General features: G+C 47.4%; 14 protein-coding genes. 3 read left to right on the forward strand and 11 right to left on the reverse strand.

Annotated features, from left to right (window positions below; translation table 11 throughout):
- Positions 1-562: 562 nt before the first annotated feature.
- The 10 genes from ASG89_RS30385 to ASG89_RS30430 form a co-directional block, all read right to left on the reverse strand.
- The gene (locus ASG89_RS30385) at positions 563-1,723 is read right to left on the reverse strand and encodes a Ger(x)C family spore germination protein (RefSeq protein ID WP_057315081.1); all 1,161 of its coding nucleotides are present in this window, start codon (positions 1,721-1,723) and stop codon (positions 563-565) included.
- Positions 1,720-3,171: a spore germination protein gene (locus ASG89_RS30390; protein WP_057315082.1), complete on the reverse strand. Its 1,452-nt coding sequence runs from the start codon at positions 3,169-3,171 to the stop codon at positions 1,720-1,722. The genes ASG89_RS30385 and ASG89_RS30390 overlap by 4 nt, the downstream gene beginning before the upstream one ends.
- Complete coding sequence (locus tag ASG89_RS30395) at positions 3,171-4,262, reverse strand: endospore germination permease (RefSeq protein ID WP_057315083.1); 1,092 nt, start codon at positions 4,260-4,262, stop codon at positions 3,171-3,173. The genes ASG89_RS30390 and ASG89_RS30395 overlap by 1 nt, the downstream gene beginning before the upstream one ends.
- A 311-nt stretch (positions 4,263-4,573) precedes the next feature.
- Positions 4,574-6,898 carry an RNA polymerase recycling motor HelD gene (helD, locus tag ASG89_RS30400; protein ID WP_057315084.1) on the reverse strand — a complete coding sequence of 775 codons (2,325 nt, stop codon included), beginning with the start codon at positions 6,896-6,898 and terminating at the stop codon, positions 4,574-4,576.
- 33 nt (positions 6,899-6,931) lie between these two features.
- Positions 6,932-7,903 (reverse strand): ATP-binding cassette domain-containing protein, encoded by a 972-nt coding sequence (locus tag ASG89_RS30405; RefSeq protein ID WP_057315085.1) that lies wholly within the window; start codon positions 7,901-7,903, stop codon positions 6,932-6,934.
- A gap of 32 nt (positions 7,904-7,935) precedes the next feature.
- A complete protein-coding gene (locus ASG89_RS30410) occupies positions 7,936-8,727 on the reverse strand; it encodes an ABC transporter permease (RefSeq protein ID WP_057315086.1) in 792 nt (263 codons plus the stop codon).
- Entirely contained in the window at positions 8,724-9,500 is a 777-nt protein-coding gene (locus ASG89_RS30415) for an ABC transporter permease (RefSeq protein ID WP_057315087.1), read from the reverse strand. The genes ASG89_RS30410 and ASG89_RS30415 overlap by 4 nt, the downstream gene beginning before the upstream one ends.
- Positions 9,501-9,766: 266 nt before the next feature.
- Entirely contained in the window at positions 9,767-11,779 is a 2,013-nt protein-coding gene (locus ASG89_RS30420) for an LTA synthase family protein (RefSeq protein WP_057315088.1), read from the reverse strand.
- Positions 11,780-11,877: 98 nt separating this feature from the next.
- On the reverse strand, positions 11,878-12,210 hold the full coding sequence (locus tag ASG89_RS30425) for a c-type cytochrome (RefSeq protein WP_057315089.1): 333 nt from the start codon (positions 12,208-12,210) through the stop codon (positions 11,878-11,880).
- Between the two features lie 184 nt (positions 12,211-12,394).
- Positions 12,395-13,906 carry an alpha-N-arabinofuranosidase gene (locus tag ASG89_RS30430; protein WP_057315090.1) on the reverse strand — a complete coding sequence of 504 codons (1,512 nt, stop codon included), beginning with the start codon at positions 13,904-13,906 and terminating at the stop codon, positions 12,395-12,397.
- 167 nt (positions 13,907-14,073) lie between these two features.
- On the opposite strand from ASG89_RS30430, the gene ASG89_RS30435 reads away from it, so the two are divergent.
- On the forward strand, positions 14,074-14,979 hold the full coding sequence (locus tag ASG89_RS30435) for an ArsR/SmtB family transcription factor (protein WP_057315091.1): 906 nt from the start codon (positions 14,074-14,076) through the stop codon (positions 14,977-14,979).
- A gap of 105 nt (positions 14,980-15,084) precedes the next feature.
- On the opposite strand, the gene ASG89_RS30440 is transcribed toward ASG89_RS30435, so the two are convergent.
- Positions 15,085-16,491, reverse strand: a complete 1,407-nt coding sequence (locus ASG89_RS30440; RefSeq protein WP_057315092.1) for an MATE family efflux transporter — start codon at positions 16,489-16,491, stop codon at positions 15,085-15,087.
- 158 nt (positions 16,492-16,649) lie between these two features.
- On the opposite strand from ASG89_RS30440, the gene ASG89_RS30445 reads away from it, so the two are divergent.
- On the forward strand, positions 16,650-17,540 hold the full coding sequence (locus tag ASG89_RS30445; RefSeq protein WP_057315093.1) for a helix-turn-helix transcriptional regulator: 891 nt from the start codon (positions 16,650-16,652) through the stop codon (positions 17,538-17,540).
- Between the two features lie 60 nt (positions 17,541-17,600).
- On the forward strand, positions 17,601-18,800 hold the full coding sequence (locus ASG89_RS30450; protein WP_057315094.1) for an MFS transporter: 1,200 nt from the start codon (positions 17,601-17,603) through the stop codon (positions 18,798-18,800).
- The last annotated feature ends 35 nt before the right edge of the window (positions 18,801-18,835 follow it).

The raw sequence follows: 18,835 nt of genomic DNA on the forward strand, positions 1-18,835 counted from the left end.
ATTTAAGTGAATAGTTGGTTGGGGTGTATTAGCCTGGTGTGTCTGAGTGATAGTTGGTTGGGGCGCAGTTGGCTGATGGGGCTTAGGTAAATAATTAGTTGGTCGCAGTTGTATGATGGGGTCGCTACTATAAATAACTGGATAAACTCCCGTTATTTTAGCGATTTCGGCGTGAAAATTAATAATAAATGGAAAATATACAGTTAAAATTTACAGAATCCCCGTTAACACGATTATCAGCCGAAAATAGCTACATAAAATCCAGTTATTTTCATTTTTCAACGAAATTAAGCAGTTTTAGCTGTATGTTTTCCAGTTATTTCACAGTCATACCCCAACTGAGGGTTAGAAAGTGCGTGCCGTATGCCAAGTGGCCGGGGGGGTGCGCGGTGCGGGGTACAGGTGCTTGGGTTACGGGTTACGGGTTACGGGTTACGGGTTACGGGTTACGGGTTACGGGTTACGGGTTACGGGGGCGAAAATTGCTTGGTGTGCGGTACTCTATACACATATTAAAAAGCCGCCCCCTGAGCATCGAACTGTCAGTTGGCAGCCTATATGACTAATATTGCGGCGTTTTTTCTTTCATCTTGAGCATCCCGGAGTGGAGCACAGCTGCTTTCACTGTAATGTTACCGAGCTCATAGTTAGTTAGTGGTTTTTCACCATAATTGGTTAATCTCGCCCATTCTTTAAATTCATCCCGATACAGAATATGCTCTAACGAATACACATCAATGCTGCGGCTTTTTCCAAGCTTAAATGTCTGCTCAATCTCCTCTTTAATTTGCTTGGAAACCAATTGTTCCAACTCGCTCTCACCGACTTCTTCAAATATTTCAGCAATGCCAACAGGGGCCTTAACCTCAACATCAAAAATGGCTTGCCCTCCCTGCACGCGCACTTTGATATGAGACTTCGGTTTGGAATTCACGGTTTGAACTGCCCTCCCCTCTCTAAACACAACTATGGGGGTACGACTCGTATATTTATTTAACCATCTAGCACCAATAAATTGCTTCTCAGATAACCATTCTAATTGATGTTGTGAGTTCAAGCTATAAGCGCCGTTTACTCTAAGTTTGGAATCTTGCTTCTCATTTTTGGCCCATACCTTATTATCGATATCTAGCGTGGGGAGCATCACGGTAAAACCAGGTTCCCGCAACTTAGAAGCCACCCAAAATAAGCGATGCGGAGGAATGAACGAGTGTTGACGAAAATTTTCTACAGGCTGCATCAATATAGAGTTAATCGGTGAGACATTAAAAAACGGGATCACGGAGAAAATAGCCTCGATCGACTCATCCGTGCTGTACACCCATTGCGTAAACCTCGTTTCACTATACCGAACGGACCCGTCTGTAAATTTGCCAATCCCCTGATCTAGTGCACTCTTAGAAAACAAATAAGCACCAACATGTCCCCAAAAAACGCGTTGCTGAGACGTCCGATAAAGCCTATTAAACGCATCGCTGACCGTTGCTCCTTCTTCTTTACCAACCCAAATCATCGGCGGTTGCCCCGACTGTCCCCCTTCTTGTTTCGCCACGCTGGCAAAATCCAACATTTGACCATAAACAATGTATTTTCCATCTTTATAATCAAAACCAATCGCCGTCATGTAATTCGTATCTTGAATGGTTTTCAAATCCCAGCAGCCTGTTAAGGTAAGCAGCGCCATGATGCCCACCGCCAATTTGACCAGAGCGATTCTCCTCATGAAGGTTCCTCACCTTGCCGGGTGTCATCTGTCGGACTGAGAACATGCGGTCTTCGCTTTAGCTTCGTCCAAGGCTTGGCCAATATAGATGCAATCATTTCCCCGAATTGAGGGGGCGAAATTGGCGATAGATAAGGTACTCCGAACGACTCGAGCGTAGACATGAGGAGAACTAGTCCCATGAGGGAAATCATGAAGCCATAGATACCAAACACAGTGGAAATCAATAAAATAACGATACGCAATACCGTAATTGTACCCGCTAAGGATTGATTGACCAGCGTATACATCGAGATTGTAGACAAGGAAGTAACGACCAGTGTTGTAGGACTAGTAATGCCCGAACGAATCGCTGCATCCCCAACAATTAAACCACCGACTACTGTGACGGTTTGCCCCACAACTTTCGGCAACCTGGCACCCGCTTCTCGGAACAATTCGAATAGCAGCAGCATAATGATAAAATCCATCGGCCCTGATAAAGGCAATCCTAACCGTGAGGAGGAGATCGTGGCCACGAGCTGATACGGAATTTGGTCCAAATTAAAACTGGAGACCGAGATCCACAATCCAGGTAATAATACCGATATCAGTAAACCTATCAATCGCAGCACACGTTCAAAAGCGACGAAATAGAAGGGATTATGAACATCTTCAGGAGAGTCTAAAATAAAGCTCAAGGAAGCTGGTGCAATGAGTGCCATCGGCGAGCCCTCTACAATGACTGCAAATCGCCCGCGAAGCAGGCTATCTGCCACAAAGTCTGGCCTCCCCGTATAGTTTAATAGTGGAAATAAAGAAAAAGCTCTCCCTGATAAGGCTTCAATAAGTTGAGCACTGCTAATAACCGCATCGACATCAATCACTTGCAACCGTTCTCTTGCCTCTTGGAGAATCGACTCGTTAATGACGTCGCCTAGATACAATAAGGCAACTACGGTGTTGCTTTTTCGCCCCAAATGTATCTTCTCACAGCATAAGCTTGGTGTAGCCAACCGCTTGCGGACTAAAGCGATATTGGTGATGACATCTTCCGTAAATCCATCGCGTGGTCCTTTTATGGAAGTCTCCGTACTGGATTCTTCGGGAGAACGATTCGGTGGTGAGGCAATATCCAGTGCATATATCGTTTGGGTATTAGCAAAAAATAAGATTAGTTGTCCCGCATAAACCGCTAATTTCATGTCATGTATCATGGTATTACCCGTCATCTGCACGAATTGCAGCATAGAGCTTACATCCAAAGCGTCTTCATTACGATAAAAATCACTGTCAACAAAAACCTGCAGCTTAGGTAGCACGACGCCATCAATCATGTCGGTTCTTACCATGCCTTCGCAATACAACATCGTAACACGCTGAGTTATTTCCCCGTACGTGACTGGATAGGTTTTGATAATGATGTCATCCGAAAGAGCAAACCATTCATGGAAATCTTGCTCATTCATTACGCATCCTTCTCCTTTCGCCGTATAGGCAGCATCGCGACTACAAGCAGGAACAACAGCAATACGAAGCCAACTACAAGCATGATCGTGTAGTAATAGTTTTGCAGCCACAGTACCATTTGGTTATCGGATACGGGGTACATGCTTAGTCCTAACAGACCTAAGCTGATCCAAACGAGGATGTGCGTTCGGGTCGATTTCTTCCGCACTTTCATCATATCCACACAAATGAACATCAAAATGGACGTCCGCATGCAGGCGCCTGAAATCCATTGGAAAATGGATAGAAAATCCAAGTGGGAAATATATTTCCCAAGTGTCACCATACGCCATTGTTCAAAAGCAGGATACCGTAAATCCGCCGCCTCGAAGGGACCAAATATGGCGATCGCCCCCGTTAAAGGACCAATGGTAAGCCCAATTACACATGCGGTCAGAATTAACAACCCTCGTAATCGGATACGAGTTCGAACATGATGCTGTAGAAAGAGAACACTCATAATCTCGAAAGAAGCACTGCAAGTTAGAAGCACACAAATAATAGTCGGACCATACCCATGTGTAAAAAGTGGTGTGAGCAGCGTGTAATCCTTATATTGAAAGTTCGCCCCCATGACAAAGTACCCTAGGAGAATAACAGCTGGTAAAAGGATGCCCGATGAAATCGCAATCGCTTTAATTCCTTCCCTTGCCCCGAAGAAACAAAATACGATAAACAACAACATAATCATTAATACAGGAGATCTTGGCAGATAGGTAATATGGGTCCACATGGTTACATCTTTGATGGTAATCACGGCATGCGTAAAACAGACTAATATGATGATTAATTGAACAAATCTCGTCCCCCATTTTCCCACTCTCATTCTGATCCACTCGATCAACTCTCCCTGTTTCGATCGTCTCACCAGGAAATAGATCAGACAGGCCATAAACAGCATGGGTATGAGAGCTAATGTGGCCCCCATCCAGGAATCCCTCTTCCCGTAGTGCAGCAACACAGGGATAAGCAGGACATGATTCGTTATCGCGATCGAAATGATGACAATACAATATAGTTGGAGTGTAGTAATCCGATTTTTTACAGGCATAAGATTCTCCCACTTTGGTACAAGGTGGACATACAACAACGGCTATCGTTAAGTTCTCCCGTATCTGGAAAAATATGCGTAAGTACGCAACAAAGCCGCCTTCCTACGTTCGGAAGGCGGCTCACGCGGCCAAATGACATGTTTAGAATGTTGCCAATATGATAACCAACAAAATGTACAAAACTAGAACAATAGCTGTGCTGGAGTATCCAACGCCTGACATGGTTAGTTCCCCCTTCCGCCTGCTATACCTTATCTTGATTGCTCCATATATTCTATGTTAGGCAGGGCGGATGGGTATGGACGTATGTCTATTTATCGGGAAGAAATGGGGTTAATTCACCTAGATAACAGACATCCAGATAGTGAAGTGCCCGGGTGCAAGCCGTGTAAAACAGCTTGCGTTCCTTCGCCTCCGCGTAGACAGATGCTCCGGCGTCGTAGAGAATGACCGCGTCGAACTCGAGCCCTTTGGCGAGGTACGCCGGCAGGATCATGACGCCTGCTTCGTAGTGCAGCGTATCTTTGCTGATCCGCGCGAGCTCCGGCAGCAGCGGCTTCAAGCGCCCGTGCGCAGACTCCGTCTCGAGCTCGGTTTTGCAAATGATCGCGACGGAGCTTGCGCCGCCGTCGCGACGAGTAGCCGCCGCCTCTGCGACGAGGAGGATCAGCTCTTGCTCGCTTGCTGCGCGCAGCAAGCGCGGCTCTTCGCCGCTGCGGCTGAAAGGTTCCACCGGTTCGCCGCCCGGCAAGACCTGACACGCGAACTCGGTGATTTCGCGTGTCGAGCGGTAACTCTTGACGAGACGGATCGTCTCGGTCTCGTCTTCCCCCATCAGCTCGCTAATCGAGCTGTAGGCTTGCTCTTGCTGTGCAGCGCTGGTACCCGCACCCGCAGTAACAAGCTCGCTCACGTTCGCATTCGCGTGCGTGAAGATCCCTTGATTCCAATCGCCGAGCAGCGTAAAGCGTGCGCGTGGGAACATCTTTTTCAAGTAGGCATAATGAAAAGGTGAATAGTCCTGGGCTTCATCAACGAGACAATAGCGGATCGTACCCACACGCAGCTGTCCCTCTACTAGTCCTTTGAGATACACGAGCGGAGTTGCGTCCTCATAGCGTAGGTGACCTTGCGTGAGTGCCTCCACCGTGAAATCACTGATTGTCGCCCATGCTTCAGGCAGGGGCTGACCAGTATGTCTCACCAGCTCTTGTTGTAGACTTGTATCCGTAAACAACGCTGTGTACATGCCAAGCACGTCGACATAGGCTAATTTCTGTGCCTTTTCGCGGAGCGGCGTGATCGCTTTGTGCGCTTTGACTCTGCTCATTTTTTTCATCTCGGGCTCAGAGCCCATATATTTCGGCTCACGCACAAGCTTGCGATAAAACCGCTTCTGCACATCAGCTTGAAACACGTCTAGTTGCCCCAATATCCATTCTGACAGCTGCTCCATGCGCTCACCGATAGCAAGAATCGACGGCTTGCCGTAGAAACGTTCGCTTAGCTCATCTGCGGTGATCAACACCTTTTTCCCCACGGCCAAGTCAACGAATCGAATCCCGCCTGCTTTCAGTTTATCCCCATAAGCTTCAATCACACTTAGAAAAGCCTCGGAGGTTTTGTAGGTAATGCTCTGTAACCTTGCTGCATATCCGGGATCCTGATCCGTACCAGTCAAAATAAATTCGAGCTGATCGTACGGGTCCTCCAGCGTAAGTCCGGTATCTGTTAATTTATGTGTTAAATAATCTTGGAAGGTCGTCTGCTGCATGGTCGCTTCGCCTAGCTCTGGGAGGACGCGGGAAACGTAATCGCTGAACAGTGAGTTCGGCGAAAAAAGGATCATATTATCGGCACTAAGTGTTGTCCGATACTTATAGAGCAGATACGCGATGCGCTGCAGCGCAACGGACGTTTTACCGCTGCCCGCTGCACCTTGGACGACCAGTACCTTATGATGATCATCCCGGATGATCTGATTCTGCTCACGCTGAATCGTCGTCACGATGGAGCTCATCTTCTCGTCCGCGCTGCGGCTGAGCATCTTCTGCAGCATCTCATCACCGATCGAGATACCCGTGTCGAACACATCCTGGAGCTCGCCAGCTTTGATAATATACTGGCGCTTTAGCCAGAGCTCGCCGCTGACGTCCATCTCTGGTGTACGGTATGTTGCCGGGCCAGGCGGATAGTCATAGAACAAGCTCGCGATCGGCGCACGCCAATCATAGATCAGAATCTCATCGGTCTTACTGTCAATGAATGACGTCAAACCGATATAGATTTTCTCCCGCTCCTGCTCGCCCTTCTCTTGAAAATCAATTCGGCTGAAGTACGGCGCATCAACGACACGCTCCAGCTTACGAAGTGCATCCTGCGCTAGTCGGTAGCTGCGCTCCTGCCCTTGCAGCACATGCTCCTGCTGAGCCATACTCGCAGCCGTTTCAATCAAATCATCGTCATTGTCAGCATTGACGGAAATATCGTCCCAGAAGCTCCGGCCAATAGCCGTCGCTTCCGATCTGCGGTCATCGACCGTTTGGCGCAGCTCTATGATACGCCGCTGAATATTGGATCGCACCACAGAGACGCGCTGCGCTTCCTTCTCTCGTTCTTCATTCCCTATCGCCATGGTTTCAGTTCACTCCCAAGTGATTTCTATCTTTTAAAGATACACGTTCTGAATGACTTCTTCAAATTCCGGTTCTTCCATATGTACATCGTCCATATCGCCCCAACTGCTCACAATTCGCAGGACATCCATAGCTTTCAGTTCTTGGCGGTTGCAAGCAATCGTCAGCCTGTTTGCTTCTTGCGCGATCACACGAAACGGCAATTCCCAGCTGTCTGGAACATGATAGTCGCCTCGGTAGGATACCTTCATCATGGTCGGTAATCCAATGCGATCTCTTAGCATGTCTATGGAACCATCATAACCAATTTGTCCATGATTAATGACGATAACTCTTGGGCAAAGCTGCTCAATATCGTCCATATCATGCGTCGTTAGCAAGATCGTTTTCCCGAAATCTCGATTCAGCGTCTGCAAGAAACCGCGGATATTTCTTTTGGCTACCACATCCAGACCGATCGTCGGCTCATCCAAGAACAAAATATCTGGATCATGCAGCATCGAAGCTGCCAAATCCGCTCGCATTCGCTGACCAAGGGAGAGTTTGCGAACAGGGGTATCTAGGATTTCTTTTAAATCGAGCAGTTCCGTCAATTCCCCTAAGCGAAGATGCGCATCTGCCGCTTCTACGCGATACATCGCGAGGAGGATTTCGTAGGAATCCTTCACAGGGAGATCCCACCACAGCTGGCTACGCTGTCCGAATACAACACCAAGCTGTCTAACGACTTGCTTCCGCTGTTTTTGCGGAGAGCTGCCATGAATCAAAACCTCACCAGAGGTAGGGTGCAGGATGCCTGTTAGCATTTTGATCGTCGTCGACTTGCCCGCCCCATTAGGACCAATATACCCCACGAACTCGCCAGCTTCAATCTCGAAGCTCACATCGCGTACGGCCTCTTTCTCTTTATATGCTCTGGAAAAAAGGGTTCGGATCCCCGAAAACTTGCCTTCTTGGACGACAGGGGATTGAAATGTTTTACGTAAATGCCTGACCGTTATCATTAGGATCATACCTTCCCTTTTGATTAATGTGATTAACTGCCTGTACTTTGATAGCGAGATAATCCTAGTTTCCAGAATCGCATGGCTAGCCACAATACAGCTGCAGAAACCATGAATGTGCCTAACAACATGCCCACGCCACCTTCATTCCTCAACACATAGAGGGCAGGAATGTAATTGACGAAACCTACTGGAACGAGTACTAGCAGCGCGCCTTGCAGCCATTTGGGATAGATGCTAAGCGGATAACGGGCCGCTGTTTGGGAGGCGTCCTCGGTCATATTTTGCAAAGACTCAATACGTGTAAGCCAGAAGCCAGCCGCTGCCGTCGCCAGCCCAATCGCAAATAAAATCACAGCCCCTGTGAGGATAATAAACCCCGTTAATGGTATAGCAATCCATCCAATTTGCCCGCTTCCGATAAGCGCTTTCATTGAAATGATCAACAGAATCACACCTTGACCCATTTCGGCAATTAATATTCGTGAATTTTGGGTCATCAAAGCAAGCAGCACAGGGACAGGACGAATCAGAATCGCATCCAAGTCGCCGGACACGAGATATTTCTCCAAATGATGCACATCGGAGGCAAGTGTGCGATAAATGGCTTTGGAAATCATCATCACGCCATACAAGTAACTCACTTCATACAGTGTCCAGCCGTGTATATGACCAAATTTCATCATCACCAGCGCCACCATCAGGAATTCAGAGATTTGAATAAACGAAGACATGAGGGTCGAGAATACAAAATTAAACTTATACTGCATGCGACTTCGGAAACTTGCCCTAATGAGCAGCATGAATAACCGAATTGAGATCATCCGCCTTGCACCTCCAGCTTCTTGCGAACCACCTTAGTAACGGCCAAGCAGACACAAGTAAACCCGATGCCCCAAAGAATTGCGCCCAGCACAACTGTGCCATCTTCAAATCCAAGGTAGATCCGAGTCGGATAATAGAGTAAATAGGGATATGGCGTGTACAAGCTAATGGTCCGAAGCCAGCCTGGCAGCCATTCCACAGGGATAAAAAAACCAGATAGCAGCATGGCGAAGGAATAGTTAACCCAGTAAAACCATCGAGATTCTGTCGTCCAGAGGGCGGCTACGCCAATTAAGTAATTCATACAGATGGAAATATAAGAGGCCGTGAGTAGCGAGAGAGCTGTCCATCCATACACCGAAGCGATCTGTGGAAGCTGTAAGGAGAAGATGAAGACATAGAGGACATAAATCGGAATGCTCTTATATAGGAATTGATACCACACTTGGCCCCATTCACGGCTCATCGCTTGATAAAATAAATGCACGGGCCGCATCAAATCGACCGCTATTTGACCTGTTCGAACCGATTGCTCGAGCCCGAGTCCATTCGTCGTAAACTGTGTAATCCACAGAATCGCTTGGTTAAAAGCAATATAACTTACGATGCCTTGGGCACCGTATTCGCCTAGTGATGCATCGCTGCCTAAGCTGGTCCAGATACTGGCATAAATAAAGCCGAACACCGCACTTACCGCATTATGCAGCAGATGCGAGCCACGATATTGCAAATTCCTTGCGTACGCCTTGCGCGCTAGAACCGCGAAAAGCATAGAACACCTCCTGTTTCGTCATTCAAGATTCGTTTGCTTTGTCGTTTAACGTGCAGTCGCCGCGTAGAGACGGAATATCATATTACCAAAATAACCCTGCCACTGGCAACAGTTATTTCAGGCTCTTTCCTCGAAAATAGATGGAGGTTTTCCTGTTAATCCTGAGCGTGACCAAGTCTTCGGGCATATCAACGGTTGGGTTCAGCCTAAACGCCAAAAACCGCCTCCCAAAAACATTTGAGAGACGGTCATTTAGCCAATCTGCACTACTGCGGTTTTGCCGGCTTTGCGTCCTGACTGCCTTGAGCTTCAGACTGGGCGGCATCAGCTGTGACACCAAATTCGGCATTATAGCCCGTTTGCGTGCCTTTGGTCAAATAATCATGATCCAGATACGTGGCCAGATACTGTTTACCGAACATCAAGTCATATTGCACGTTCCGATAATCAGCGATAAGAGGTGCCGCGGATTCCGGCGCTGTTGCATGCAGCAGCCCATCTTGATCAACAATCAAATTGCTAAGAAGCCCTGGTACTTGCTGTGCCAACTCGGCATTCAAAGCGAAATTCGCTGGCTTTTCCATATGAAGCATATCCAGGACATGAGCCCCTAAGAAGGAATCACTTAGCACTGGAATGTCTTGCTTCGGCATATCGAAGTTGGACCATGTCACAAGCGGAATGCTGTGCATCTTCTTGATTTCTTCCAACGACCATTTGTTAGCATCACTTGTTGAAATAAAACCTGCTTCCTTATACACCTGATAATCCATGCCAAGCATCGGCAAATGATCACCATAGAAGACAATCATCGTCGGTTCATCCGAATCCTTGAAATGATCAATCATCATTTGCAAGCTTTGATCGGCGTCATGCGCACCCTGCGTGTACGTTTCAAGAATACTTTTGGCTTGCGCGGAAAGATTACCTGTTGCTTTGAACTGATTTTCCCCGTAACGCGGATCATCATACGGTCCATGATTCTGCATCGTAACGGTATAGATAAACATCGGATTATCCGTTTTATCTACTTCACTCATCACGTTTCTTGCGACCTCGGCATCGGAGATAAAGTAACCTTTCGTTTCCGGATTGTCGAAGTGCTCACTACTCTTAAAGGTTTCAAAACCAAGTTGCTTATACACGTTATTCCGATCCCAGAACCAGCCTTCATACGAGTGAATCCCCATGCTCTTGTACCCTTTGTCAGCAAAATAACTCGCCAAGCTCGGAATTGGCTTGGAAATGTACTGTTGATACGGAATGGATCCGCCAGGTAAGAAGCTCATCGAGTTCCCCGTCAACACTTCAAATTCCACATTGCTCGTTCCGCCGCCATATTGCGGGGAAAGCAAATAGCCCGAGCTAGACTCTTGCTGTAAACCGTGAATCGTTGGCAGTGGATCTTCGCTGAACGTTACATTCCCTAGCAGGGTAGGATCCCAGAATGCTTCGCTCATCACGAAAATAACATTCGGCTGTTTCCCTTCAGCAAGGGTAGCTTTCGCTTTACGGACGCCTGCATCTTTCTGGACCGCAGCCTCTTGAATAGTGGCCGCAGCCGCTGCCAGTGCTTGCTCACTGTAAGTATCCGGCTTCTGAACAATCGAATTCTTCACATTGAGTGTGAACGCAAGCGTAAGACCATTGTTTGCGTAGTTTTGCTGCTGATCCCAAACAATCTCATTGACACCTGCGTGGTCTAAAACTTTGCCAGCTAACGGTGTTTTGATCCCAAATGCATACAAGGCATAGAGCGAAAAGAGCCCTAAACCGATCCGAGCGATTACAGGTATTGTAACACGCGGGATTACCCATCTAAGCGCAAGGACGATGAGAATCGCAGCCGCTACAGCACATATTCGAATTAATGCAGCTTTTCCCGTGACTAGTGAAGCAATATTCATACTCTCTTTGTTCAGCAATATATCCCAAGGGAAGAACGGCTCCCCGATCATTTTCACTTTCATATACGAGATAATTGCCATCAGACCCAGAAGTAAAGTCGTGATGGATCCAGAGATTGCCAAAGATCCTACGAGCGCATAAATGAAGGCCAGCAGACAGAAGGTTAGCCCTACATTTAGCATAAATAAAGATTGATTACCTGTAATCCATTCCATGGTTTCAGGTAGATTGCCACGTTCAAGAAACTCCATACCAACAACAGACAGAATCGGTAAACCGATCATAAATAAAATTAGTGAAATCGATGCTCCCAGACGGCTTGAGCTCTTATTACTCGAAAGACGCTTCCGGGGCTTCAAATTCAAGTGCATCTTACATCACTCTCCTCATGCCCCTTATTGTAAAGGTCAATTGTGAAGGAATTATGTAGCTAACCTTAATGAAACCTTAATAATCCATTTTTTTCCATTCACTTTAATCCAGCCAACCATGCTGCAAGTGCTTTCAGTTCCTCTTCCTTCATCGTGACCTGAAACGGCGGCATCCCGCCACCACCCTTTTGTATCCGCTTTACGATTTCTGCTTCCGTGAGGCGTTCTCCCGCTTTTTGAATATTCGGGCCTTGCCCGCCTTGTAATTGATTACCATGACAGGAGATACAATAATTTTGATAAAGCTTTGGAACATCTACATTTGCAGAAACACTAGCACTTGGTGTCTCCGATGGTTTATTTCCACAAGCCGTTAAGCTTAATGCTGCCACCAGCAAGAAGCCGCCAACTAAGCCTACTCTCATTTTCATATGCGCAAACTCCTTCAATCTCGTTTCTCTCATCATACCAGAGCGTGGATTGGAAAATAAAGAAGAGCCGCGTGCACCATCACATGGGCAACCTCGATGTTCCTACAGATCAAGGTTTCTCCTATGAATATTATGGTCCAAATCGCGGCTTTATATAGGTGTATCTATGAAATTATTTGATATTTTACGCCAGCTTAAGACGAATCACATTCCAAGAAGCTTTTCCAAGAACAGCCTCAATTTGTCCATTAGCAGAGATTGTTGCATTCCCTGCAGAATGCGGCTTCACACAATCCGGCGCTTCCAACGTATTCGAAGCCTTGAGATCCTCATGCTCCAATACGATATGCTCCTTGATTTGGAAGCCGCCGAAGCTGCGAAGGTCCATCTCCAAAGGGAGTGATTCTGCCAAATGGCGATTCACTGCAAATATAGTCAACTCCGATGCTTCCTCGTTGTGTACGGCAACAGCCTCGAGGTAAGGTACGTCCGTGTAATCCTTGGCATCATACTTCGGAGATTTAATGAGTGGTACGAGAACCGTTCCACGGCCGAACACGCTAGCATGCATGTAAGGATAGTAAATCGTTTGCTTCCACGCGGCGCCGCCACTCGCGGTCATAATTGGTGCGATCACATTAACCAGTTGGGCTAAGCATGCCATTTTGACACGATCCGCACGTTTCAGCATGGAAATTAGCATACAGCCTACAAGGAGTGCATCTTCATGATTATAGATGTCCTCCAGCTGCGGCGGTGCAATGGACCAAGGTTCGATTTTACGATCGGCATCATTCGAGTGATACCATACATTCCATTCATCGAAGGAGAGATTAATCTTCTTCTTGCCACGCTTTTTCGCCTGAACGAAGTCAGCTGTAGCAATCACGGTATGAATGAACCGATCCATGCCTAAGGATTGTGCTAGGAAATTCGCAGAGTCTTGGTCGCGATTGCCATAGTACTGATGAAGCGAAATATAATCAACATGATCATAGGTATGCTCAAGAATGGTTGCTTCCCAATCTGGGAAGGTAGGCATGGCCAAGCTAGAACTGCCGCAAGCGACAAGCTCGATCGAAGGGTCGACCCATTTCATCACTTTTGCTGTCTCACAAGCGATGCGGCCATATTCCACCGCCGTCTTACTTCCGGTTTGCCACGGGCCATCCATTTCGTTGCCTAAGCACCATGTTTTGATGTTATGCGGTGTGCGGTAGCCATGGGAAATGCGCAAATCACTCCAATAGGTTCCGCCAGTGATGTTGCTGTACTCAATAATGTCTCTGGCCTCATCAGGACCCCGAGTTCCCAGATTCACAGCCATCATGGCATCCGTGTTCGCTTTGCGGCACCAGTCCATGAACTCATTAAGGCCGATCAAATTGGGCTCAATCGTGCGCCAGGCAAGATCAAGACGTCTTTTACGCTGATCCACAGGTCCAATACCATCCTCCCAGTTATAACCCGATACAAAGTTCCCACCGGGGTAGCGAACAATCGGTACATTCAGACCTTTCACTAACTCCAGCACATCTCCGCGAAACCCTTGTTCATCTGCTTGTGGGTGTCCAGGTTCATAAATCCCGCCGTACACCGCACGCCCCAAATGCTCAATAAAGGAACCATACAAACGAGGATCAACTTCTCCAACTTTGAAATCTTTGTCAATAATCATGCTTGCTTTCATAGACATTTAGCTCACCTCATCGTATAATTAATAAAAATATAAATCAGTTAATATAAATATTATGTATAGTTCATATTAAACAATAAAAAAGGATGAAGATCAATACCTTTCTCCCGTTTTTGTTGCATTCATATTTATGTTAATCAGAAGATACGATAGGAGGCGTTCAAAGTATGATTCACACGACGACAGACCGTAAATGGCTGCCCTTATATGAAGCGTTGGCTAGCGATGTACGTCTGCACATTCTGGAATTATTGGCTGAAGAAGAGATGAACGTGAAGGATTTAGCGCAGCGTCTTTCCTTAAGCAGTGCGATCGTGACGATGCATGTCAAAAAGTTGGAGAGCGGTGGTCTTATTCAGACGAAGCTCGTTCGTAAGCAAGGAGGAACGCACAAAATCTGTACATTGGCGCTCGCGCGCATCAACATTCAGCTCCCACAGTCCACCGAACAGCAGCGAATGTTCAACGAAGTATCTGTTCCTGTTGGCCATTATACTCGCTATGAGGTCCACCCGACCTGTGGGTTAGCTTCAGCCGAGCGAATGATTGGTCAGTTTGACGATCCCCGATTCTTCCTCGAACCAGAGCGCATGCATGCCAAAATCCTTTGGTTCGCCAAGGGCTTTGTTGAATATCGGGTTCCCAACTATATGCTTCCCGGTCAGACTTTGGAGGAAATTGAAATCTCGCTGGAAATTGGCTCGGAAGCACCGGGTATCGCAGCCAATTGGCCGTCCGATATTCACTTTTATGTGAATGATATCCTGCTCGGCTATTGGACAAGCCCTGGCGATTCCGGTGCTGGCCGCGGCCTCCTAACCCCATCCTGGTGGTCGGACTATACGAATCAGTATGGCTGGCTGAAGGTACTTCGCATCACCGAACAGGGGACCTACATAGACGGACAACAACTTTCCGGGGTTACCATTCAGGACCTTCCCCTCTCACGCAACGAGTGGACCTTACGATTAGAAGTACCCGAGCACGCCGAGCATGTCGGTGGATTGACACTGTATGGCGAAGGCTTCGGCAACTACAATCAAGATATTCGGTTTCGTACATACCGCAGGTAGTTGGCGAATATCTGCGCATATGAGAAAGGAGCAAAAGTGAACGATCACTCTTGCTCCCATCTTCTCATTTCTGCATCAACAACCCTACCCCATTATTGGATTGGTTTAAGCACTATGAACACTATGAGCATTTTGAATATTTCCTTCATTAGCTCCTAGAGGGTCAATGCCCTTCGTCCGTCCTTCTGCCAAACGCAAATACTTCTTTCGCCGCCAGCGGATAGCCACGAGAATACCACGAAGATACTCATCGCACATCATTGCAACATAAATACCCGCTAACCCCCACCCATAATGCAGTCCAAGCACATAAGAGAGACCCGCAGCAACCCCCCACATAGAGATTAGTGAAATCACCATATTAAAACGGGTGTCACCAATCGCATTAAGTGCATTGCCGAAGCCCATATTGATCATTCTTCCTGGCTGAAGTATCGCTGTTAGCACTAAGCAAGAAAGAGCTAGCTCAATAATCGCTTGGTCTGAACTGAAGAAGCCAAGGAAGCTTTTCCCGATGATCAATAGCAGGATGCTGTTGCACCCAACCAAGCCAAGTCCAATCCATGTGCCTCGGTAGCCGGCTTTATATGCCGCCTGTGTCTGCCCTGAACCGAACAGATGCGCAATCTGGATCTGTGCGGATAGTGCAATCGAATAACCTAACATGAAACAGATGGATTCCAGTGTATTCATATACGTTCTCGCTGCCAAAGCTGCAGCACCCATCGTTGCCAAAAAACTATAAATCGCGAGCTGCGACAGCACCCAAGACGACATATTGACGCCAAGAGGCCAACCAATTCGGATAATCTCACTAAACAGCTTCCGGTTAAAAACGCCAAGATCACGCCATCTGATTCTTCGCTCAAAGATTGAAACAAACATATAGAGAAGTAAACAAGTCGCTAGTAACCGACTCACTAATGTTGAGATCGCAACCCCTGTTAAGCCTAGTTGTGGAAAACCAAGAGCACCATTGATCCAAGCGTAGTTCAAAACGACATGGATCACATTCATCCCGATCGCGATAATCATTGGTCCCTTCGTGTTTCCCGTATTCCGAATCGCTGTGCTGAGTGTAGCTGTTAATGCAGTCAATACCATGCCGCTGCCGACAATTGAAATATAGGTATGTGCCAGTGGGATTAACCGTTCTTCTAATTGAAACAGCCTCGCAAGTGGAATCGCCTCTACATACAGGATGACACTGAGTATTGCACCAATGCCACCGCTTATCGTGACCGCCATAATTCCGACCGTTCGTGCGGATTCCTGCTGTTTGGCCCCGATTTTCTGCGCAATGAGAATCCCTGCGCCGCTTGCCACTGTCATGAATAAAATCATAACCGCCTGAAAGATCTGGTTCGCTAAGCCAACTACTGCAACCGCATCATCGGAAACGCGGCTTACCATGAGCGTATCTACAGCTCCTAGCAGCAGTTGCAGCAGTAATTCTACAAATATTGGCCATGCTAGAAACCATAATGAAAATTTATTTTTCTCCGTCTTCATGTTCACGCCACCATCCAGTATGATTCTCTATTTATTATGAAAATGAAACTTTGTAGTCAGTTCAAATTATAGCTGTTATAGTTGATTTCATGTATCAACATCGCAACTGAAACTTATACAATTCCAACTTTCACTTTGGATTAAAGCAGGTGGTATTCATGGCATTTCTTGAGATCACGATCCCTCCACTTCCGCACTATATCACGAGTGGATTAAACATCATCCCAAAGGGTGGGCAGCACCCAAGTCGCAGCAACATCCAAGTCTTCGATCTCCTTATCGCAACGATCGGCTGCTTCTACATCGGTGAGGAGGATGCCCAATTCGAAGTAGGGGTAGGGCAAGCTGTCATTTTGCGGCCTGATCGTTATCATTTTGCGACAAAAGCATGCACTGAGCTAACTCACACCTATTGGCTGCATTTCCATGTAGGTGGTGCTTGGGAGTTAATTAATCCTACTGCTGTTGCCCCTGTCTCCTTGGTGGAACCAGCACTAGAGGAAGCCATGGTTGAAGCTTTCGCCGTGGAACCCTTCACGATGCGTATTCCGCAATTTACAACGTTGCAGCATCCTGAGAAAATGTACGAGGTTTTCGACCAGCTTCTGCAGTTACAGCCTCGTGCGCATGTGAGCAGTGTTCGGTTTGCTCAGCAGCAGTTATTCCAAGAGATTCTGCATCAACTGGCCGCGTCTGCAGAGACCGATCACCTCTCCGCCTCCAGAGCCTGTGCGGAGAAAGCGGCATCCTACTTAAGACAGCATTTTCGCGAACCCGTGTCTGCTAAGCAGCTCGGCGATGAGCTCAATTTCCATCCTGTCTACATCGCTCGCTGTATGCAAAAAGAATATGGTTGTTCGCCTGTAACCTACCACTTGAAATTAAGAGTAGCACAGGCCAAGCTCTTACTCTTGCAAACGGAACGGCCCATTGCCCACATTGCTCAGGAGGTTGGCTTTGAGCAGGCTGCTTATTTCGCAGCAAGCTTTACAAAGCTCGAGGGGATGTCACCTCGATCCTATCGTCAGCAGTTTTCACAGAGGTCCTAAATGCTTGGGTAACAACCCATTTATGCTATACTGAGAAAAAAAGGATAAGGAGTCCTCATCATGGCAACCCCCTTACATTGGAAAAAGTCATTATGGATACTCTGGGGCGCGAACTTCTCCATTACGTGTGGCATGAATCTAGTTCTTCCATTCTTACCTCTCTACATCGGTGAGTTAGGGGTTCACGACCTAGGCGATGTTGTCCGTTGGACAGGCTGGATCGTAGCTGCCCAATTCATCACTTCCTTTTTGACCCAGCCGCTATGGGGAGCCATCGCAGATCGACGCGGGCGCAAGATCATGCTGCTTCGCGCCGGATTCGGGATGGCCATCGTAACAGCACTGATGGGCATTGTGACATCGCCCTGGCAGCTCTTATCGCTAAGGTTACTGAACGGATTCTTCTCCGGCTTCATCTCAATGGCGGTTTCGTTGCAAGCCTCTCTGACACCGCGAGAGCATTCAGGGAAGTCGCTAGGCACATTGCAAACTGGCGCTATCGCAGGTACACTCATTGGCCCCTTAATTGGCGGTGTGCTGGCAAGCTTTCTCGGCTACCACCATGTGTTCTTCTTCACAGGCGGACTCATGCTATGTGCCAGTCTTATCGTCATGTTGTTCATCAAGGAGGAACGAAAGCCTGTTTCCGACAAAAAAGTGAAACAGAAAACACAGTGGCGCCTGTTTCGCCCCTTGCTGCCAGTGTTCGCCGCATCCCTGATCACTCAGATCGGAATGATGAGCATCGAACCGATCGTAACGGTGTATGCCAAGACCTTATATACAGGGGCGCACTTGGCCTTTTTTGCCGGACTTATCGTCGCGATTACCGGTATCGCCAATTTATTCGGAGCACCTACATTGGGAAGGCTAGGCGACCGAATCGGCCAACGCATGACGCTGGTCATTGCCCTCGTCATGGCGGCAGTTGCCTTTATTCCGCAGGCTTTTGCCACTAGTATCACTATGCTATTGGTTGGCAGATTCCTGCTCGGACTGTTCATCGGCGGCATGATTCCATCATTGAACGCACTTGTTATGAAGCTTGCAGCCCCTGAGATTCAAGGCACCGCTTATGGCTTCAATACGTCTTCGCTATTTCTTGGCAATCTAATTGGCCCCCTGCTCGGAAGTCATTTGGCAGCTACGTACGGGTTCACTTCCGTGTTCTATGTCACGATGAGTATTCTGCTCCTCTGCGCAGTGTTCGTGTATGCGAATCGCAGCTTGGATGCAACCATACGGCCCAAAGAGGCGTAGAGAAATAAGGGCATTGGATATCTAAAAAATATGTA

Source organism: Paenibacillus sp. Soil766, from assembly GCF_001428105.1.
Classification (GTDB): Bacteria; Bacillota; Bacilli; order Paenibacillales; family NBRC-103111; genus Paenibacillus_E.